The following is a 21,018-nucleotide window of genomic DNA, read 5'->3' on the forward strand; positions in this document are numbered from 1 at the left end:
AAAATACAAAAGATAATCATTTAAATCTCTAATAAATACCCACCTTGCCACTACTGAATCGACATAGACAAAATGAGAACTTATGCAAATATTTGTCTATATTTTTAGTTATAGTTAATTACTCTGTTCATTATTAAAATCATTCGTGCTTGGAATAAGCCTTAAATTAATAAAACCACATACACCTTATGGCGTATGTGGTTTTTTAGTGAGATCAAGACGATGTAAAATGAATCTTGTCTTTACACTGCACAAACTTAGTAGCGCACCTGATCTACATCAATTTCAACACGTTTTGCAGGTTTGTGGTCTACATCCACTTCACCAATTAAAGTTACAGGCGTTTTGGCAGAAACTGCTTTGCCATTCCATAAATCATCATCAATATCAACAGTGATGGTGCCCGTGCTATCACGGAACTGATATTTTTCATCACCAATGGCTTTAACGACATAGCCTTTTAACTGCACTTTGCTGTCATCTTTTAAGCTTAGGGCTTGTTTCACCGTCACATTTTTATGCAGTGCTTGGGTGTTAATAGTGTCATCTGCCATCGTAACTGATGCTGCTGCCATTAAACCCGCCATCAATACTGCTTTCATTGTAAATTTCATTGCTTCACCTTTTTTGTGTGGCTCATTTCGTTAAATGTATTAAAACAAAGTAAGATGAGCTGAATCTTAAGATTGCATCATTTTTTTAATTTAATGGCACCACACGCAATACTTCTTCTAATGTAGTCACGCCTTCCAAAACTTTTCGTGCGCCTGCAATACGCAAGGGTTCAATCCCCTCTTTTTTAGCTTGCTGACGCAATTCATTTAAATTGGCATTAGCGCTGATCAATTGTTTGGTATCCAAACTTAAAGGCATAAATTCGTAAATTCCGACTCGACCTTTATAGCCAGTTTGACGACATTCATCACATCCAACCGGTTTAAATACCTGTGCTGGCATTTCCATAATGTAGTCAAAGGTCAAATGTTCCCAATCTTTTTCATTGATTGAGCCTTCCTGTTTACAGTGTGGGCATAGTTTACGCACCAAACGCTGCGCCAAGACTCCTAAAATTGTGGCGGCTGTTAAAAACGGTTGCACACCCAAATCATGCAAACGAGTCAAACTTGATGGTGCATCATTGGTATGTAGTGTAGATAAAACCAAGTGCCCTGTGAGCGCCGCTTGAATTGCCATGTTTGCCGTATCATGATCACGAATTTCCCCGACCATAATAATGTCTGGGTCTTGACGCATTAAGGCGCGTACCCCATCGGCAAAGCCAAGATCAATTGCGGTATTGACCTGCATTTGGTTAAAACTCGGTTCTAACATTTCAATTGGGTCTTCAATAGTACAGACATTGACTTCTTCTGTGGCCAATTGCTTCAGAGAAGAATACAAGGTGGTGGTTTTACCCGAACCTGTTGGGCCTGTCACTAAAATAATGCCATGACTATGTGCCGTCAGTGCATACCATTCGTTCAGTAAGCGACTGTCAAAACCGAGCTGCTGAAAGCTGCGCACCAGAACTTCAGGATCAAAAATACGCATGACCAGTTTTTCACCAAATGCCGTGGGTAAGGTCGATAAACGCAGTTCTGTTTCTTGTCCTTTAGGTGTTCGGGTTTTTAAGCGTCCATCTTGCGGCTTGCGTTTTTCAGCGACATTCATGCGACCTAAAATTTTAATTCGGGAAATTACTGCTGTGAGCGTATTGGCCGGCATGTTGTAGATGGTATGCAGCACCCCATCAATACGAAAACGCACTTTACCTGTGTCTTTACGTGGTTCTAGGTGTATATCACTTGCACCCTGCTCAAAGGCAAATTGCAGCACCCAATCCACCAATTTCACAATATGCTGATCATTGGCATCTGGGTTTTGGGTGTCGCCCAATTGCAATAATGCTTCGACCCCTTTATTTTCACGGTCATGCGCAGAAGATTTTTGCGAAGAATGAACAGCGCGACTGACTTGGTAATATTCAACCAAATAACGCTGCAGTTGATCTGGACTGAGCAAAACTCGCTGAATTTTTTTAGGCAATAAACTACGTTCTAAATTTGCGACCCATTCATTTTTATAAGGTTGGTCTGTCGCAATCAGCACCGCATCTGCGGTAATTTCAACGGCTAATATGCGATTACGCAATGCAAATTCTTGTGACATCACTGCCGTTAAAGCAGCAACATCGGCTTTTAGAGGATCAATAATATAAAATGGTAAGCCTGCTTTATCGGCCAGCCACTGGCATAAACGGTTGAGGGTAAGTGTCGTTTGGGGATGGCTTTGATCGACCAAATTAAAGTTTGCAATCCATTGCAGCGGATGCCATTTTAACTGGTCACGCTGACGATGCGTGGTTTGTACCAAAGCCTGATCGCGCTCGGTAATTTTGCCATCTTTGACTAATTGTTCTAAGCACCAAGTACTGTCTATCTCAAAATTAAAATTCATTGTTATTTGCCCCAAAATCTGGGTTTACTATAGCAGAGTTTACTTTCAGGACTGAATGTCTTCTTCAACTCATGTATGCCGTATTGTTTAATCTAGTCAGGAATTTACTGGAAAAATCGATTCTTAAATAGCGATAAGCGCATTTCAAATATATGATGTTTAAAATAGCGTATTGTATTTGGAATGTTGCAGTGGATTCACTTACACCACCCTCTTTAATCACAACCAATTTCCCCGAACTGCTCACCATTTTTGCAGCAGCGCTAGGCTGTGGTTTACTCATTGGTTTAGAGCGTGAGCGCAGCAAGAGAAATGGACAACATCATCACTTCGCGGGAGTGCGTACCTTCGGTATTTGCTCGCTGTTAGGTGCAATCTGCTTTTTATTTGGCACACCGCTCGCTATTGTGGGTGCACTGATTGTTGGTGGAATTGGTTTGTACTCCCTTAAAAACCAAACGGAAGATGACCCCGGTGCAACCACCGAATTGGCCTTTGTTATGACCTATTTTATAGGCGCATTGTGTTTGTGGAATATTCCACTTGCTGCGGGTTTGTCGGTTATTTTGACTGGCTTACTCATGACCAAACACACCATGCATGGTATTGTCAGCCAATGGATTACCGAAGCAGAACTGCGTGATGGCTTGTTCTTATTGGCCCTAGTGCTGATTGCTTTGCCATTGACTCCCAATACACCTTTATGGGGCAATGTCCTTAATCCTTATGTGATTTTAAAACTGCTGATTTTAATTTTAAGTGTGCAGGCGTTGGCACATATTGCTAAACGCTTACTTTCCAGCAGTAATGCGCTCATGCTTTCTGCCATTGCTTCAGGTTTTGTTTCCAGTACAGCAACCATTGCTAGTTTAGGCATGGAAGTGCGTGCAGGTCGTGGTGATGCACGTGCTAATGCTGGTGCAGCTCTGATGTCTTGTGTTGCAACACTTGCGCAAATGCTAATTATTGTGGCGGGAGTCAATTTGGCATGGTTTAAGCTGTTAATTCTGCCATGTTTAGCAGGAATATTGGTGCTCACTGTTGCAGGGGTATGGCTGCTCAAAAAGCATAAAAGCACCACAACAACAAAACCTGAAACCGACACACGTATGTTCAGCCTAAAAGAAGCTGCAATAATTGTAGCGACTTTAACAGCCATTCAAGCAATGGTTTACGGCTTAGAACAAACCTTGGGCGATGCAGGCTTAATCATTGGGACCTTACTCGCATCTTTATTTGAAGTTCATGCCGCCATTGCAACAGTGGTGATGCAAGGCCCACCTAGCCAGCAAACATTACTCTATGCCTTAATTTTAGGTGTGGTTGCGCATGCCATTGCCAAATGTGTGAATGCTGCGCTGATTGGTGGTTTGCGATTTGCCTTATATTTTGCCCCGACCCAAATTTTACACATGCTGGTTTTGGTCGGTATTTTATATATGTTGGTTTAATCCGTATGAAGTAAGACGATTTTGCAAATATAAACGCAGTTCAGATCAACTTTAAAACTCACATCAAAATCTGCAAAACGCATATTGTAAATTCGCTCAGGGTCATCCTGATATGCAGGTCGTGGGTCTAAAGCCAAGACCTGTTCCAGTTCCTGCACAATCTGCGGCTGCAACAAGCCTAAACTGAGCAACTCAGCTTTTTGTATTTCAGCAGTCTCCATCCACAATACTGTTTTTCGTATCGGCTCATCTTGCGCATAGCCACTTTGTGCATGAGGCACAGCATCTGAATATTGAATATAGGGCTTAATGTCTAAAATAGGCGTACCGTGGAGTAAATCTGCCCCTGTCACATAAATTCGGAGTGACTTACCCACTTTTTTGACCTGTTTAAATTGCACCACAGATAAACCAATGGGTGCAGGACGATACATACTGCGTGTCGCAAAGACACCTATTTTTTGATTACCGCCTAAACGTGGCGGGCGCACTTGGGCACGAAACTTATTGTTTTGCTGGGTTGATGCTGTTTGCTGATCTTCAATTTGATTTTTATTGTCATGAAACTGCCAAATTAACCATAAATGACTAAATGCTTCAATCCCTTCAAATGCCAGTGCATCATTATACGGCGCCTGCATTTCAATATAAGATTCGACCTGTACCAGATTCGGTTGACGAGGAATACCAAATTTTTCTCGGTAGGGAGAATGCATAAATCCGATTATTGGCATTTTTAGATCAGTCTTCATCACTTTTTCTGATAAGCTCAATTAAATATATTCAGTTTATAGAGAATGAATTTAGATTAGAATAGCAAGCTGTTCTAATTTGATAATTTATTGAGACCTTTAATGGCTGCTTTCAACGTCGAAAAGATTACTCACGTACACCACTGGAATGACACCCTATTCAGTTTTAAAACTACCCGTGACACGTCACTGCGTTTTAAAAACGGTCAATTTGTGATGATTGGTCTGGAAGTCAATGGCAAGCCCTTAATGCGCGCTTACTCAATTGCCAGTGCTAATTATGAAGAAGAACTAGAATTCTTCTCTATTAAAGTACCTGACGGCCCGCTTACTTCAATTTTACAAAAAGTGAAAGTTGGCGATGAGTTACTTGTTTCTAAAAAGCCAACAGGAACTTTGGTACTTGACGATTTAAATCCAGGTAAAAACTTATACTTGCTTTCATCTGGTACAGGTTTAGCACCGTTCTTAGCAACCATTCGTGACCCAGAAACGTATGAACGCTTTGAAAAAGTCATTGTCGTACACGGTACTCGTTTTATTTCTGAATTGGCATATCAAGACTTAATCTTAAATGAACTGCCAAATCATGAGTTTTTCCAAGAACTTGGTATTCGTGAAAAACTTGTGTATTACCCAACAGTGACCCGGGAAGAATATCCAAACCAAGGTCGTGTGACTACAGCAATCGAGTCTGGCGAAATATTTGAAAAAATTGGTTTACCACGTTTTAACCCTGAAACTGACCGTGCAATGTTATGCGGTAGCCCTGCTTTCTTAAAAGATGTTGCATCTTTGCTTGATCAGCACGGTTTAAAAGAATCACCACGTATGGGTGAACTAGGTGACTATGTGATTGAACGTGCTTTCGTTGAAAAATAATTGAATGTAGAAATAGTCTATTTAAATAAAAAACCGAGCATTGATGCTCGGTTTTATATTTAATATCAATTAGCGTACACTACGGCCTTCTTGGTTGGCACGCCCTTCACAGTGTGCACCACCGCCAATTACAAAACCACGCTCTGCTTGACATGAACCAATTACACGACCACTCGAATCATAAGTCGTAACTTTTGAAGCACAACCTGTCATTAAAATAGCCGCTGTTAATGCGATTAAACTAGAAATTTTCATTGGATTACCCCTCTTAAAAAATTAATCTTGTTGCAGCGAAATCTGCGTATTGGTCGGTACGGCAGGCAATAAACCCGTACGTTCATCTACTTTAGAATAGTTAATCCCTTGTAAATTGGCACCGCCATAACACACCGCTTTTGCCCCTAAAATAAAGCCCTGTGTCGCCACACATGAACCAATTACCTGCCCCGCAGTGTCATAAGTAACAACTTTAGAACTGCAACCAGCCAAAGCAACTAGGCTTGCTATAGAAATTAGTTTGATTAGTTTCATTAAACCCTCAATTCAAAAAAAATAATAAATATAATTTTTAAAATCATTTAAAATACATCAATTTATTTTTAATTTTAGATATATATTATTTTTTGTAAATAGCAATTCAGCATAACTTTCAAATATTTTTGACGTCAAATTCAACTTTCTCAACCATTAAAAAAACTCAGGAAAGTGTTTGACCTGAGTTTTCTAAATTAGATTTAAAATTTATTCTTTTATTCAGGCACATTCATCCGTCTCTCCGCCAAGGCTTGTTGAATCACATGATAACCTGCGGTTAAACCTAAACTGGCCATAATCACTGCTACCACAAGGTCAGGGATTAAACTGCCTGTGCCAAACACACCAATGGCCGCTAAAATCACTGCAAAATTACCAATCGCATCGTTTCGGCTACACAGCCAAACCGATTTCATATTTGAATCACCATCACGGAAGGTAAATAAAATATAAGCAGTAAATACATTGGCCAACAAAGCGATTGTGCCAATAACACCCATGGTCATGGCTTCAGGAGGAATGTCTTGCACATAGGCATATATCACCTTGCCCAACACAACAACACCGAACAAAGCCATAGTCATACCTTTCAGCAATGCCACTGTAGCACGCCAATATAAACTTGCGCTCAGCACTGCCAGTGAAATACCGTAATTCACAGCATCGCCGAAAAAGTCCAGCGAATCTGCCCATAAAGCAGATGAATGTGCATAAGCACCACCAATCAACTCCACCACAAACATGCTCAGGTTAATCACCAAAGCAATCCACAGTGCTGTTCTAAATTTACTGTTGGGTTTAATGGGTGCAGGTTCATGACTACAAGTACAGGCCATAGATACACCTTCTTTCAAAATACAACTGAGATGATGCTGCTGATTTAAAAAGACAAACTAGTCTTTATTTCATTTTAACAAATAAGATTATGCCTTGCTGATGATTGAGCAAAACTGTCATATTTAGCTACCCTGATCAATCTGCAGCATTTCTTTTTGAGTTCATCACTTATTTTTAAATTTTAATCCACAGCAAACCTATCTTTGATATCCAAATATTGATGGTCAACATGAGTTTTCTTCTGAATCCCGAGCTATTTACTAGGTTGAATCCTAAATTTAGATTCATACAATAAAGCCATATTTCTGCTATTGCTTTTTTGATCATGACCATTTCCCACGTCACCGAACTTCTTTCTCCTGCTGGCTCTTTAAAAAATATGCGCTATGCCTTCGCTTATGGGGCAGATGCTGTCTATGCAGGGCAGCCGCGTTACAGTTTACGCGTGCGCAACAATGAATTCGATCATGACAATTTAGCCATTGGCATTCAAGAAGCCCATGAATTAGGTAAAAAGTTTTATGTAGTGGTCAACATCCAGCCACACAATAGCAAACTGAAAAACTTTATTCGTGACCTAGCACCTGTGGTGGCGATGCAACCTGACGCCCTGATTATGTCTGACCCAGGTCTGATTATGATGGTGCGTGAAAACTTCCCTGACATGCCTGTGCATTTGTCGGTACAGGCCAATGCCGTGAACTGGGCCACGGTGAAATTTTGGCAGAATATGGGACTCACTCGTGTCATTCTTTCACGTGAGTTGTCGATTGATGAAATCGAAGAAATTAAAAACAACGTGCCTGGCATGGAAATTGAAGTATTTGTACATGGCGCATTGTGCATGGCCTATTCAGGTCGCTGCATGCTTTCAGGCTATATGAATAAACGTGATGCCAACCAAGGTGCATGCACCAATGCCTGCCGCTGGGAATACAAAATTCACGATGCTGTTGAAGATGAAACAGGCGACGTGATTCCTGTCAAAAATATTTCAGCAGAAGCCGATGCAGATGAACAGCACATGCAGGCGCAGCATCAATTCAACGAACCTGTACTGTTACAACGTAATGAAGAAGATATGTTTGCTGCCGAAGAAGATGAGCACGGCACTTACTTTATGAATTCTAAAGATTTACGTGCGGTACAACACGTAGATCGTTTAACTAAAATGGGTATCCACTCCCTTAAAATTGAAGGTCGTACCAAGTCTTATTTCTACTGTGCACGTACCGCACAAATTTACCGTAAAGCCATTGATGATGCGTTGGCAGGTAAACCATTTGACCCAGCGCTTATGACACAGTTAGAAGGTCTAGCCAACCGTGGTTATACCGAAGGTTTCTTGCGTCGCCATGTTCACAGCGAATACCAAAACTACGAAACAGGCTCATCTAGTTTTGATCATCAACAATTCTGTGGTGAAGTTTTAGAGCGCAATGGCGACTATATTAAAATTGATGTGAAAAACCGTTTTGTGGTGGGCGACTCGTTAGAATTGATGACACCACAGGGCAATATCTACTTCAACTTAACCGAAATTAAAGACAAAAAAGGTAATTTGATTGAAGATGCCAAAGGTTCAGGGCATATTGTAGAAATTCCTGTTCCTGCGGATGTTGATATGCGTTATGCCCTGCTCATTCGCAACCTGCCAAATTCGACTGCCGATATTTCTGCGTCTTCTTTGGCCTATCAAGCCTAAGTGGCAATGAACTAAGCGAGTTTCTGCAATGGCACTACTGATTACCGATCAATGCATCAATTGCGATATGTGTTTGCCAGAATGCCCGAATGAAGCGATTTATGAGGGTGAAAAGGTCTATGAAATTGATGTAGATCGTTGCACGGAATGTGTTGGATTTTACGACTATCAAACCTGTGTATCTGTCTGCCCAATTGAATGCATTATTCCGCATCCTGAGCATGTAGAAACCAAGGAGCAACTGCAAGAAAAGTTTAAGCAACTGAATCTGTTTGGACAAAATAATCCAAGTCATTAAAGCAAGCCTGGAACTATCTTCAGAAAGTCCAATCGTAACTTAGAAATAAAGCGGACTATTTAAGAAAAAAAGAACTGAGTTGTTAGCCGACTCAGTTCTTAAAACAAAAAATAGAATAAATAATCAATACTGTGCAGATACGCACTTTAGCGAATATAGCGCCTGAGTATTGGGGAACTCAGGCGCTATCCTTTTAGTTCGATGGGTTCAGCACTTACTGACCTGAACGGATGATGTAATCGAATGCTGAAAGTGATGCTTTCGCGCCTTCGCCAGTTGCAATAATGATTTGCTTGTACGGTACAGTTGTACAGTCACCCGCAGCAAATACACCTTTTACATTGGTTTCGTTGCGCTCATTAATCACAATCTCACCACGATTCGTTAACTCTACTTTTGACTCTTTTAAGAAGTCCGTATTTGGCAATAAACCAATTTGTACGAAAATCCCTGCAAGTTCAACCGTATGCTCTTCATCTGTCTCGCGGTCTTTGTATTTCAATGCAGTGACCTGTGCACCATCACCAATCACTTCAGTCGATAATGCATTGGTAATCACGGTTGTATTTGGCATGCTATTTAATTTGTTTTGCAAGACTTGGTCAGCACGTAATTTAGTATCGAACTCAACCAAAGTCACATGCTCTACAATTCCTGCAAGGTCAATCGCAGCTTCTACACCAGAGTTACCACCACCAATTACTGCAACACGTTTGCCTTTAAATAATGGACCATCACAGTGTGGGCAATACGCTACACCACGAGTACGGTATTCTGCTTCACCCGGTACATTCATTTCTCTCCAACGTGCACCTGTAGATAAGATGACCGTTTTCGATTCAAGTACTGCACCATTTTCCAAAGTCACTTCAACCAGACCATTGGCAGTTTCATCAGCACCTTTAATTGCAGATACTTTTTGTAGATTCATAATATCTACATCGTATTCACGCACGTGTGCTTCCATTTCTGCTGCAAATTTTGGACCTTGGGTTTTCTGGATTGAGGTAAAGTTCTCAATGTCCATCGTATCCATAACCTGACCGCCCATGCGCTCAGCCACAATACCGGTACGGATACCTTTACGTGCAGAGTAAATTGCAGAAGTATTACCTGCAGGGCCACCACCAATCACCAAGACATCAAACGCTTCTTTGGCATTCAATTTTGCAGCATCTTTGCTTGCAGAATCTGTATCCAATTTAGCCACAATCTCTTCAAGTGTCATACGACCTTGACCAATATGGTTGCCATCTTGGAATACCATTGGTACAGCCATAATTTTGCGTTGCTCAACTTCGTCTTGGAAGAAAGCACCATCAATCATGGTTGCAGTTGTACCTGGGTTGTAAATCGCAATCAGGTTCAACGCTTGCACCACGTCTGGACAGTTATGGCAGCTTAGCGATACAAACACATCAAAGTTAGATGCAAGATTTAATTCTTTGATTTGCGTTAAAACTTCATCCGATACTTTTGGTGCATAACCTGAAGTTTGCAATAAAGCCAAGATTAATGAAGTGAATTCATGTCCCATTGGCAAACCTGCGAAAAATACGCGCGGTTGCTCACCTACTTTTGCAATCCCAAAACTTGGTGCACGTGAATTTTGACCGTCAAAACGTGCAGTAACTTGAGGCGAAAGTGCCGCAATTTCTTCGACCAATTCTTTAATTTTGGCAGATTTATCTGAACCATCTAAAGTCGCCACAAGTTCAATCGGGCTTTCAAGACGTTCTAATAAAGTTTTAAGTTGTGCAGAAGTATTTTGATCTAACATGGCTAACGTCTCCAATGGAGTAAAATTATGTCGTTGAAGTTATCTTACGAAAATTTCATGTATAGGTGAAACGGTTTATTTTTATATTTATGATCGTTTTTTCAAATGGTTGCTCAATTTTACAAATACTGCATAAAATTTAGCGACACTCATTGAACACAGCAACTACACCTAAATCATTCATATTTCACAATAACATAATTTAGGTGTGACTGCTGAAGCGATTACTACGAAATCACGTTTTAATCCTACTTTATTCTAAACGCTGTTGAATACGGTAGATGCGCTGCTGCAAGTGCCATGATAAAAACCACAAAAATGCCGAAACAATTGCCATCATAACAATGAGCGCAAGACTAAGATAATGTGCCACTGTATTGAATTGTTCGGCTTGCTGCACTTGTTTACTTACACTTTGTGCCATAGGCGTTAGTGCTTTTCCATAAACCTGTTGCTGCATCGTCCATAACTGCTCAGGCTTAAAGCCATAATGTAAAAACTGAGGGTCTAGCTGTTCTGCTTTAACCAAATTCAGCACTTGTGGAATAGCTGCATCTTTATCTGCAGGATGATGCATCAGCGCAGTTTGTGCCAACAAATAGGCTTCCACTGGTGCAGCAAGGTCGGCCTCTTGTAAATAACGTGCCAGTTCGCTTTCCTGAATATTGCGCTCATAATGCACAATTTTGGCATACACATCCTGCGTATCATCTTGCAGATCATGCTGTACATAGCTCAAAGCCGACCATAACACAATAAAACTGATTAACCAGCCTACAAATTTCAGCACAAAAGACTGAAAGCGAATATAAAAAAAACGTATTTTTTTAAGCAAATAAATAAGGAAAAATGCGCCAATGAATGAGACCGATAATTTCAGTATCAGCCAGCCAAACCAAGACAACAAGCTAAAAAAATAATCAGGCTGCTGCCCTAAATTGGCTAATGTCGCATCCACACTTGCTGGCATGTGTAACTGCTGAACTTCAGTGCTTAAGCCAAAAAAACTGTAAATTACGTCTTGCTGAATAAAAAAGCCGATCACCGATGCTAGCAAAAGTGTCATAGACACTACTGCCAAAATACCCAGCTTTTTTTGGCGCTGCTGTAATGCCACAACACCTGTTTGCAACTGTTGTGGCTGGATGGCATATTCATCGAGTGGTGGCAAAATTAAACTCCTATTCAGCAATTTTCAGATTAAATTTACAATACCTGCCCATTAATGGCCTGAATGTTGACTGGAACTAATGACCAGTTGATTCAGATTATCCTGCAAAGCACGCAGACGTGTAGTTGCTTCAGCACGTTTTTGCATCCCCTCTTTTTGCACCTGAATCACATCATTAACCGTTTTAATGAGGGTATTTTGTACGTGTTCAAGGGTTTCAATATCAATCACCGAACGTTGATTGGCTTTGGCGGTATCTACAGAATTTTGATGTAATAAGTCTGCATTACGGCGTAGCAATTCATTGGTGGCATCATCAATACTGTTGGCCAACTGCACACTATTTTTCTGCTCGTTTAGAGAAATTGCTAAACTGATCTGGTTTTTCCACGCTGGTAAAGTAATGTTCTTAATCGCATAAAACTTATCGACCAACATTAAATTATTGGACTGAATAATCCGAATCATAGGTAAAGTTTGCATGGCAGATTGCTGCAACACTTGTAAATCACTGACCCGTTTTTCCAAATTATTGGCAAGATGATTCAGGTCATAAATTTTTTGCGTTGTGGTTTGGTCTTGGGGTTGTGCTGAAAATTCAGCGAGTTGCTGCTGAATTTCCTGCTGCTTTAGTTTGCCCGCTGCAATATAAACTCCTAGTTGCTTATATTCATCCTGCACACCCTGAAACATTTGATCAAGCGTGTTTACACGGGTTTTTAAACCATTTTGTGAGCTTTCAATTTCAGTGACTAAACTATCAATCTGCTCTTTGGTACTGTTAAAATTTTGATCAAAACTTTGCTTAGCGCCTTTGAGTTTATTGAATAAACCACCTAAGAAACCACTACTTTTTTGTGGATTTAAAATACTGTTGGTATTTAACTGCTGTGCAACCTGCACCACCTGATTCAGCTTCTGCCCAGTCACATCTAAATCTTTATTTTGTACTAAGCCTAAAAGCTCATCGGTATAAGCTGAGGTTTTACTGGCAATATTTTTTCCATATTCTGCAACTGCATGATGATTCAAATCACTCAACTCTTTACGCACAGCCAATACCTCTTGAAAATCTTCAGCCTGCAAACCAATTTCCTGCAAATTAAGTTGCTGAAACTGCTGTTCAGCCTGCGCATCACTCACTTGGACAGATAGCTGATGTTGTTCAGAAGTTGACATATTTTTACCTCTCTATAGTGCAAGACTGAACGCATTACGATTGCGCAGGCTTTTCTAAGGATTTTCTTAAACTCTTAATTAAATGTTCACGACTATGATCCAGCTTTTCTAACTGACTGTGCGAACCACTTTGCTGACTTTGTTTAACATGATATTGCCATGCAGGAATCAACACCTGTTGTGCTTCTTTAAAACGGTCTAACAAACTAAAAGAAAGTTGCTGTGAAAGTTGCATTTGTGTAATGGCAATATCATTGCTGCTTTGCAACGTCTTTAAACTATAAATTTTCTTGGTCAGTCTTTCGTTAAAATTATCTAAGGGATGCTGATTACGCACAAACTTAGGATATTCCAATAAAAATTCATCAGCCGCTTGAATATATTTGGCCATTTGCTCACGTAAACCAATAAGCTGCTGAAAACGTGATTGGGACTTTTGAATCTCAATTTGTAGCTTCTGACTCAGCGTATCTGCTTGCTGTAACAAAACATCTAGATGCTTATAGTATTGCACCTGCCCTGCACCATATTCCAAATCAATACCCAGCCACTTTTGCAGCGCATTGAACTTACGTTGCTTCAACACTTTTTTAGAATTACCCAAGGCTTGTATGAGTTGCTCAATGGTCGCACTCAATTGTTGGGTTAAATGCGGATCTACACCATCCAACAATACTGCTTGTGCCTGAATCAGCTGATCTGCATAATGATTTAAACGATATTGATCATTCAGCAAAGGCACCAAGTCATTACGCTGAATAGCCAATAGCTCAGTACGATCGACTGGAATATCTTGCAAGGCTGGTAAAATTTCAAACTGAGACATAGACCAATACAACCCTCGTTTCTGATTTTATAGTACGTGTTTTATGGCTAAGGTCATGTAATATTTTGCAATTTTTTATTTCGATCTGCATTCAAGGCTAATTAATATTCATGCTCACTCATCCATGTGTTAAAGCCTAATTGATAATTTCAGTGCATAAAAAAGCCATGATCTACATGGCCTTTGAATGTTCCAAACGCAGGATTATAAATAATCCCCTTCGCGCTCTGGTTGATACAGAATTTTCTCAATCTTGACTCTCATCAAATGACCGTCTGGCTGTGGCCATTCAATTTCTTGCCCTTCAGCTAAACCTAAAATGGCCGTGCCTACAGGTGCAACCACATTCACCTGTCCTTTCTCACCTTTAAAATCATGTGGATAAACCAAGGTAATTTCAGTCGGTTCTTTTGCAGGTGCAATGGTAATCAACGCACGGGCATTCATACTCACTACATTTGCAGGTACGTCTTGAGGAGCAACGACTTCGGCACGTGCTAACTCATCTTCTAAATGTTGCATCGTAGGCGTCAATTTTGGTTGATGCTCAAGCATTGTTTCTAAACGATGCAAATCTTGTTCTGAAATAATAATCTTTGGTTTAATCATTTACTTATATTCCTGTCATTAGACAAACACTGAATCAATCAGCTTATCTACCCTCATATTCAATACGCTTAAGTTATAACAGAAATTCAGCTTATTGAATGAAGAATCATTTTTTTACATCCATAAAAAAAAGCCCCTTGAGGGGCTTTTCTCAAGGATGTGCTTATTTTGCGTAAACTGGGAATTTCGCGCAAACAGCTTCAACTTTTGCTTTTACAGTATTAATTACAGCTTCGTCACCTTTGCTGTCAAGAATGTCTGCAATCCAACCTGCAAGATCACGCACTTCAGCTTCACCAAAACCACGTGTAGTTACTGCTGGTGTACCAATACGGATACCAGAGGTTACAAATGGAGAACGTGGGTCATTTGGTACTGAGTTTTTGTTAACAGTAATGTGCGCCGCACCTAACCATGCATCTGCATCTTTACCAGTAATATCTTGCTTGATTAAAGAAAGCAAGAACAAGTGGTTTTTCGTACCGCCAGATACCACATCATAGCCACGTTCAATAAGAACTTCAGCCATTGCTTGTGCATTTTTCACAACTTGTTGCTGATAAGCTTTGTATTCAGGCGCCATTGCTTCTTTAAAGCAAATCGCTTTTGCTGCAACTGCGTGTACCAATGGGCCACCTTGGTTACCTGGGAATACAGCAGATTGTAATTTTTTCTCGATCTCTTCGTTGGCTTTAGCAAGGATTAGACCAGAACGTGGACCACGTAATGTTTTGTGTGTAGTAGTGGTCGTTACGTCTGCAATTTGTACAGGGTTAGGATAAACACCTGCTGCCACTAGACCCGCAACGTGAGCCATATCTACGAATAAATATGCGCCTACTTTGTCTGCGATGTCACGGAAACGCTGCCAGTCTACAATTTGGCTATACGCAGAGAAACCCGCAACGATCATGCGTGGTTTGTGTTCAAGCGCCAAACGCTCTACTTCTTCGTAATCAATTTCGCCAGTTTCTGGGTTTAAGCCGTATTGAATAGCATTATACGTTTTACCAGAGAAGCTTACTTTTGCACCGTGAGTCAAGTGACCACCGTGAGCCAAGCTCATGCCCAATACAGTATCGCCTGGGTTAAGTAAGGCTAAGTAAACTGCAGAGTTTGCTTGCGAACCTGCGTGTGGTTGAACGTTAGCATAATCTGCACCAAAGAGTTCTTTAGCACGGTCAATCGCCAGTTGTTCAATAATATCTACGTACTCGCAACCGCCGTAGTAGCGTTTGCCTGGGTAGCCTTCTGCATATTTATTGGTAAGTTTTGAACCTTGTGCTTCCATTACTGCAGGTGAGCAGTAGTTTTCAGAAGCAATTAACTCAATATGAGCTTCTTGACGCGCATCTTCATTGGTGATCGCTTGAGCTAATTCTGGATCAAATTCGGCAATAGAAATATTGGCAAACATTAGCGAGGTCCTATTAATTTAGGGCTTTTAAGCCGTGCTAAGATTGGCGCGTATTGTAGCATAAAGTTTGCGAACTGAGAGAATGAACTTTGCTCAGTTTTACATAAAAATAGCTCATGTTTCGGATAAAACACGAGCTATTTCAGATCAATTCAATATTATATCGGTATTCAAAGACTTATTGAATAGGCATTAAAGCTTTTACATCATTAACGATATATTCAATATTATTTGTTAAGACCGTGTGGTGATCCCAAGTTGCTTCTGCATGATATTGAATACTCGATTGCTTTGCTGCTGCACCACTCAACAATAAATCTGTTGCAACTTTAGGTACCACCGCATCAGCTCCACCTTGGTAAATAATAACTAGCTAATTAACTTTGACTTGTAATGGTTGTGAATCTTTCGATAAAAATTGACTCACATCTGCCAAGCTTAAGAAATTCGGTTGCGTCCGAGGATACCCATCGATACTCCACTCATTTCCAGCAGCGTATTGCCCCATTGCCACCCCTAGTTTAACACCTAAAATATCAGAATATTCAGTGTCTGCAAGTGCAGCAATCCCATCAGTTGGAGATTTAAACACTTGCTGATAACTTAGACTAGGATTTTTATTTCTTAGACCCGCCGTAATCAGTGCTGTATATGTATCCAGCATAGCTAAAGTATTAATTTTTGCTTCTAAATTTGTTAATTGAGCTGCCTGCTGTTCTCCCATGGTCAAAATCGCAGCTAAATTAGAAGCAGGGGCTATCGCAATCGTACCTTTATAATCCAACTGAGCACGTGAAGCATACTGCGCAGCCCCTAATGCAGCATGTCCACCTTGCGAATGTCCTACAGTCATCCATTGTTTAGCGGCTTGATTACCCAAATAATTACGTGCTGCAACCACCGCGTCTGTAATAGAAAATGCAGTACTCTGCAAGTTTAAGAAAGGATGGGCTTCATTTTCACTTGGCTCACCTAAACCCTCATAGTCTGGGGCGACCACGACATAACCTGCTGCCAGTAATTGATCAATCATCCCCTTAATATACATATTTAAAGGTGCTTTACTCGGTGCACAATCATCTGCCACACCTGTCGTGCCATGAGCCCAAACCACAATAGGCCAACCCGTGATTGGTGGTGCTGTTTTAGGTGTAAATAACAAAGAAGTCGCTTGTACTTCATTTCCATTTACCCCTAACATTTTATAGGTCATTATGACACTTTCCGCTGCTGTTGCTGACATATCTGACGCATCATAAGCTTTAGGTGTAAGCACCAAAGGATTGATAATACTATGTTTCGGAATACCATCATCAATTACTACAACGCTAGTATCGTCATGATCATCATTACATGCTGTTAACAACAAACTACTGCTGGCCAAAGCCACACTCAGCCATATTTTTTCATTGCTTCGCCCTTCTCTTAATATTGTTATGTATGCGTCCTTCGCAATTTATAGTTGTACGCTTTTTTAGCAATTCAAGCAAGATTACGTCAATTAATATGCAAATGCATTTTATTTAAAATCAAATACTTACAAATAAAATGCAAGATTCATCACACATCAAATATCCAACATCAATCTAATTCAATTTGTCATACGTACATGCAAATGTTAGATTGCTTTTTTCACTATTCAGCAAGCGAATCAGGACATGCAAGCCATTATTCTCGACACCGAAACCCATACCTTAAATGGTCAACCGATTGAGATTGCCTATGCCCCTATTCAAATTGAAGATGGAAAAATCAGCTTAGATAAAAGTCAAATTTTCGATCAGCTGTATCAAGTCGATGAGCCGATTTCATTTGCAGCGATGGCAGTTCATCATATTTTAGAGTCAGATTTGGTCGATCAACCACACTACAGCAGTTTTGAGTTGCCTGCTGAAACGACCTATATCATCGGTCACAATATTGATTATGATATTCGTGCACTGGAAAAATGTGGTGTAGATACCCGTAATATCAAAGCGATTTGCACGCTGGCGTTGGCACGTCGTGTTTGGCCGAATGCCGAAGCACACAATATTTCAGCCTTAATTTACATGATAACCAAAGGCAGTGAAAAAGCCCGAGACATGATTAAAAAAGCACATCGTGCCGATATGGATATTATTTTAACGGCCAATATTTTGATGCATGAAGTTCATCAACTCCAAATTAAAAGTCTTGAAGAGTTGTATGTCGCTTCTGAAGAAGCGCGTATTCCACAAATCATTAATTTTGGTAAACATCGCGGGACTGCAATTGCAGAACTCCCTGCAGATTATGTGCAATGGTTATTACGTCAAGAAGATTTAGACCCATACTTACGCAAAGCCTTAGAAAATACCCGAATTCAAACTTTATAAAAGTTTCAAGTGAAATTTATTGCATTTACTTGTCATAAATTGTTCATATTAATGTAATTATCAACATTTAAGCTGTGCCTTAATTTATTGGGGAATAAATTAAGGTCATGTTTAATTATCAAAAAACTCAACTCGGTTTAGATGCTCTACAACAACGCACTCGTGATTTAAATGCACGCCAACGTCGTTTGTTAGTACTCATAGGTACTGAAGATTTTGATTTATTGGGTGATCAGTTCAAGCAACGCCTTGCACCACCTGAACTCATTGAGCAGCTTTTAGATATGCAACTCATTGCGCCTGCTGCGCTTGATGAAACCCCAGACTTAACACTTACAGCAACAATCGAAAATACACATCAAGCAGAAACTACTTCTGCCCCGCAGGTTTTTCAAACTGAAATTCAAACTCATCTTTCCAGTGCTCCCCAGCCCTCTCATGCAGAAAGTTTGGCAGCGCCGATTCAAACACAACATTTACACCTTACCCCACCACGTGTAAATACAGAAACATACGCCGAAGCTGTAACATCCACAGAAACAGTGGTAGAAGAAAAAACTGTACAGCATGAAGCAGCTCAACTAGAAATTTCAGCCCTAAGTTTTGAAGATATTAAATTTTTAATGATGGATACTTTGCAGCGTCATTGTGGGCTCATGGCCAAGCAATTAATTCAGCGCATTTTACAATCGCAAGATATTCGCAGTTTAAAACTATGCCAAATGCAGTGGATTACCTCTTTGCAAGAAACGCGTTTGCCACCTAAAGAGTTAAATCGAGTTTTGCAGCAAATTAATTATTCTTTACAGAAACTTAATCCTACTTAACGCTTAGATGTTTTTAATTCACTCTAAGTCTTTTAAACGATTAAAAAACCATAAATAAACTTAGGTCTATTCTATTTTTTATTATTTTTCATATAGATTTGAAATCTAAAATAGACTGTAAGTATAGTATTCCAGCATAAACTAAGACTTTAGATGCATAGCTCTAAGCAATCCAAATCAGCGATATAGGGATTATCCAAAATTGTTGAAGCTAGGGTTTAGGCATGGGCAATGCATTTTTTTTAGAGTTTGATGCTTACGACAATCCAATGCAATTAAGCAAAGTGGGCAATTGGGTTATTACCTTTTTAAGCCCGAAAGACCAAGAGCATCAAGTACAACTGGCAATCACTAATGTATTGCCACGTCAAATTTCTGCACAACTGCAACCTCGTCGAATTGTGATTCAACAAAGCGCTGACGCACAGCAATGGCAAATTCAGCAAATTGAATGTTTTGATAGTCAGACGAATCAGGAAATTAGTTTTCAGGCCAAAGATTCAATAGGACAAACAGTCATTCAGAAAGTTATTCAAGAATTTGATAAATACGATGTAAGTATTCAGCTGATTGAAAATGGCAAATGATCAAATCGAATCGATTGATATTTTAATAATAAAGTTGGTCAGCATATTGCTGCATTTGCTTCTGTAAAAAATATCGACCCAAAACAAAAGAAGCTCATCAAGGTGAGCTTCTTTAAACGAATCTTGGAATCACAAAAATTTACTCCAAAACACGGAAAATACTGTCAGATTCACGACTTTCAAATAAAAGTTCGATACTTGGCAAAATCACTTCACCCTCTACAATAATATGTTCAATTTTGTGGAAAAGTGCCAAACCCGCGGCCAATGAGCTTTCTGGAATATTACGCAGCAATGCCTTTGCTTCGTAAATATGGCTGAATTGGTCCTTAACTTTAATATCGACTAGTTGCGTCATTGTTGTTCCCTTTTTTTCTTGACGGAAATTTTTTATACCATAGCTTATAAATTTTTTAAAAAAGTGAGATGTTAAATTGTTTGACAATGTAGTAATTTTTTAAAGAACAATTTAATTATCGTTATATTTCAACATCATATTTTTTAAAATTTTTATTTACAACTTACAAAATCACTGTAAAGTTGCTTGGTCTTTATTCTAGCATAGAAAAAGCTCGCATTGCTGCGAGCTTTTTTATGTTGGAAGGCTAGTGCTGATTTATTGTTTGAACCTATGTTGCAAACTCAACGAGCTGTCATTGATCCGTCCAACTTCATCGTAGCGTCTATTTCATTGAATGACCTACTGTAGTTTTAATATAGGTAAAGTTTTTGATCGCCACAAGGCCCTACTACATTTCAATACGATTGCTCAGCACAAATCATCTTGATTAGTTTGGTATTTACTGCATAATTTTATGCGCTTGCCACAACAAGCAAAATATATATAACTACAATGCAACCTCAGTAAAAAATTAATTAAATTCTTACTCTATCAATTCAATTTCATAATCAACATCTTGCACCATATCTTTGTTATACATTTTCGCCATAGCAGTAGCTGCTGCATAGTCATAAAATAAACCTTCAGCAACCGCTTTACTTCGAAATTCTGTTGTACCAATTTCATTATCATGTGGCACAAAATAAAGATTTTCTGGTATGAGTTTAACGATATAGCCCATCTAGCAGCCCTCAGATGTTTGAGTTTTTAAAATATGTGAGCTTTATAGGCTGAAATAATCAAACACGCTATGGCAAATAGCATCGAACGTTTATCTTAATTTTTTATATACTTTTCAAGTATTTTTATATTTCAGCTAGGTTGTGCTTTTCTTTTATGGAAATTTGGTGCGCTCAGCGGGACTCGAACCCACGCCACAGGCTTCGGAGACCTGTACTCTATCCAGTTGAGCTATGAGCGCGCGCTGCACATCATAACAAAAAATTGC

General features: G+C 39.7%; 21 protein-coding genes, 1 tRNA gene and 1 pseudogene. 7 read left to right on the plus strand and 16 right to left on the minus strand.

Annotation, left to right across the window (positions count from 1 at the left end):
• Positions 1–257: 257 nt before the first annotated feature.
• Positions 258–614 carry a NirD/YgiW/YdeI family stress tolerance protein gene (locus tag HHA41_RS07135; RefSeq protein ID WP_168419244.1) on the minus strand — a complete coding sequence of 119 codons (357 nt, stop codon included), beginning with the start codon at positions 612–614 and terminating at the stop codon, positions 258–260.
• 85 nt (positions 615–699) lie between these two features.
• Positions 700–2,457 carry a GspE/PulE family protein gene (locus HHA41_RS07140; protein ID WP_168419243.1) on the minus strand — a complete coding sequence of 586 codons (1,758 nt, stop codon included), beginning with the start codon at positions 2,455–2,457 and terminating at the stop codon, positions 700–702.
• A gap of 191 nt (positions 2,458–2,648) precedes the next feature.
• Between HHA41_RS07140 and HHA41_RS07145 the strand changes: the two genes are divergently transcribed.
• Positions 2,649–3,908, plus strand: coding sequence for a DUF4010 domain-containing protein (locus HHA41_RS07145; RefSeq protein ID WP_171525587.1), 1,260 nt, complete (start codon positions 2,649–2,651; stop codon positions 3,906–3,908).
• Here the strand turns inward: HHA41_RS07145 and tsaA are convergent.
• Positions 3,905–4,660 (minus strand): tRNA (N6-threonylcarbamoyladenosine(37)-N6)-methyltransferase TrmO, encoded by a 756-nt coding sequence (tsaA, locus tag HHA41_RS07150; protein ID WP_168419242.1) that lies wholly within the window; start codon positions 4,658–4,660, stop codon positions 3,905–3,907. The genes HHA41_RS07145 and tsaA overlap by 4 nt on opposite strands.
• 102 nt (positions 4,661–4,762) lie before the next feature.
• On the opposite strand from tsaA, the gene HHA41_RS07155 reads away from it, so the two are divergent.
• Positions 4,763–5,542, plus strand: a complete 780-nt coding sequence (locus HHA41_RS07155; protein WP_168419241.1) for a ferredoxin--NADP reductase — start codon at positions 4,763–4,765, stop codon at positions 5,540–5,542.
• Positions 5,543–5,611: 69 nt separating this feature from the next.
• On the opposite strand, the gene HHA41_RS07160 is transcribed toward HHA41_RS07155, so the two are convergent.
• The 3 genes from HHA41_RS07160 to HHA41_RS07170 form a co-directional block, all read right to left on the minus strand.
• Positions 5,612–5,797 carry a hypothetical protein gene (locus HHA41_RS07160; RefSeq protein WP_168419240.1) on the minus strand — a complete coding sequence of 62 codons (186 nt, stop codon included), beginning with the start codon at positions 5,795–5,797 and terminating at the stop codon, positions 5,612–5,614.
• Between the two features lie 21 nt (positions 5,798–5,818).
• The gene (locus HHA41_RS07165) at positions 5,819–6,073 is read right to left on the minus strand and encodes a hypothetical protein (protein ID WP_168419239.1); all 255 of its coding nucleotides are present in this window, start codon (positions 6,071–6,073) and stop codon (positions 5,819–5,821) included.
• 218 nt (positions 6,074–6,291) lie between these two features.
• A complete protein-coding gene (locus tag HHA41_RS07170; protein WP_168419238.1) occupies positions 6,292–6,912 on the minus strand; it encodes a cation transporter in 621 nt (206 codons plus the stop codon).
• 326 nt (positions 6,913–7,238) lie between these two features.
• Here HHA41_RS07170 and yegQ point away from each other — a divergent pair, with 326 nt between their 5' ends.
• Both yegQ and HHA41_RS07180 read left to right on the plus strand, forming a co-directional pair.
• The gene (gene yegQ, locus HHA41_RS07175) at positions 7,239–8,618 is read left to right on the plus strand and encodes a tRNA 5-hydroxyuridine modification protein YegQ (RefSeq protein ID WP_168461162.1); all 1,380 of its coding nucleotides are present in this window, start codon (positions 7,239–7,241) and stop codon (positions 8,616–8,618) included.
• Positions 8,619–8,646: 28 nt separating this feature from the next.
• Positions 8,647–8,916, plus strand: a complete 270-nt coding sequence (locus HHA41_RS07180) for a YfhL family 4Fe-4S dicluster ferredoxin (RefSeq protein ID WP_168419236.1) — start codon at positions 8,647–8,649, stop codon at positions 8,914–8,916.
• A 214-nt stretch (positions 8,917–9,130) separates the two neighbouring features.
• On the opposite strand, the gene ahpF is transcribed toward HHA41_RS07180, so the two are convergent.
• From ahpF to HHA41_RS07215, 7 genes and pseudogenes are all read right to left on the minus strand, one after another.
• Positions 9,131–10,696, minus strand: a complete 1,566-nt coding sequence (gene ahpF / locus HHA41_RS07185) for an alkyl hydroperoxide reductase subunit F (RefSeq protein ID WP_168461164.1) — start codon at positions 10,694–10,696, stop codon at positions 9,131–9,133.
• A 253-nt stretch (positions 10,697–10,949) separates the two neighbouring features.
• Positions 10,950–11,867, minus strand: coding sequence for a hypothetical protein (locus tag HHA41_RS07190; RefSeq protein WP_168419234.1), 918 nt, complete (start codon positions 11,865–11,867; stop codon positions 10,950–10,952).
• A gap of 51 nt (positions 11,868–11,918) precedes the next feature.
• Positions 11,919–13,046 carry a toxic anion resistance protein gene (locus HHA41_RS07195; RefSeq protein WP_168461167.1) on the minus strand — a complete coding sequence of 376 codons (1,128 nt, stop codon included), beginning with the start codon at positions 13,044–13,046 and terminating at the stop codon, positions 11,919–11,921.
• Between the two features lie 34 nt (positions 13,047–13,080).
• The gene (locus HHA41_RS07200) at positions 13,081–13,872 is read right to left on the minus strand and encodes a tellurium resistance protein (protein WP_168461169.1); all 792 of its coding nucleotides are present in this window, start codon (positions 13,870–13,872) and stop codon (positions 13,081–13,083) included.
• Positions 13,873–14,076: 204 nt separating this feature from the next.
• Positions 14,077–14,481 carry a nucleoside diphosphate kinase regulator gene (gene rnk / locus HHA41_RS07205; RefSeq protein WP_168461171.1) on the minus strand — a complete coding sequence of 135 codons (405 nt, stop codon included), beginning with the start codon at positions 14,479–14,481 and terminating at the stop codon, positions 14,077–14,079.
• Between the two features lie 163 nt (positions 14,482–14,644).
• Complete coding sequence (gene glyA / locus HHA41_RS07210; RefSeq protein ID WP_019836649.1) at positions 14,645–15,898, minus strand: serine hydroxymethyltransferase; 1,254 nt, start codon at positions 15,896–15,898, stop codon at positions 14,645–14,647.
• A 178-nt stretch (positions 15,899–16,076) separates the two neighbouring features.
• A pseudogene (locus tag HHA41_RS07215) lies at positions 16,077–17,330 on the minus strand (alpha/beta fold hydrolase).
• Positions 17,331–17,556: 226 nt separating this feature from the next.
• Here HHA41_RS07215 and HHA41_RS07220 point away from each other — a divergent pair.
• The 3 genes from HHA41_RS07220 to HHA41_RS07230 all read left to right on the plus strand — a co-directional run bounded on the left by HHA41_RS07220 (position 17,557) and on the right by HHA41_RS07230 (position 19,669).
• Positions 17,557–18,255, plus strand: a complete 699-nt coding sequence (locus tag HHA41_RS07220) for an exonuclease domain-containing protein (protein ID WP_168461173.1) — start codon at positions 17,557–17,559, stop codon at positions 18,253–18,255.
• A gap of 107 nt (positions 18,256–18,362) precedes the next feature.
• On the plus strand, positions 18,363–19,082 hold the full coding sequence (locus HHA41_RS07225; RefSeq protein WP_168461175.1) for a hypothetical protein: 720 nt from the start codon (positions 18,363–18,365) through the stop codon (positions 19,080–19,082).
• Between the two features lie 224 nt (positions 19,083–19,306).
• Entirely contained in the window at positions 19,307–19,669 is a 363-nt protein-coding gene (locus tag HHA41_RS07230) for a hypothetical protein (protein WP_168419227.1), read from the plus strand.
• Positions 19,670–19,808: 139 nt separating this feature from the next.
• On the opposite strand, the gene HHA41_RS07235 is transcribed toward HHA41_RS07230, so the two are convergent.
• The 3 genes from HHA41_RS07235 to HHA41_RS07245 form a co-directional block, all read right to left on the minus strand.
• Complete coding sequence (locus HHA41_RS07235; protein WP_168419226.1) at positions 19,809–20,027, minus strand: hypothetical protein; 219 nt, start codon at positions 20,025–20,027, stop codon at positions 19,809–19,811.
• A gap of 526 nt (positions 20,028–20,553) precedes the next feature.
• Positions 20,554–20,751 (minus strand): hypothetical protein, encoded by a 198-nt coding sequence (locus HHA41_RS07240; protein WP_168461177.1) that lies wholly within the window; start codon positions 20,749–20,751, stop codon positions 20,554–20,556.
• A 164-nt stretch (positions 20,752–20,915) separates the two neighbouring features.
• Positions 20,916–20,991: transfer RNA gene (locus HHA41_RS07245), tRNA-Arg, on the minus strand.
• Positions 20,992–21,018: the final 27 nt, after the last annotated feature.

Origin of the sequence: Acinetobacter sp. A1, from assembly GCF_012371315.1 — a bacterium.
GTDB lineage: Bacteria > Pseudomonadota > Gammaproteobacteria > Pseudomonadales > Moraxellaceae > Acinetobacter.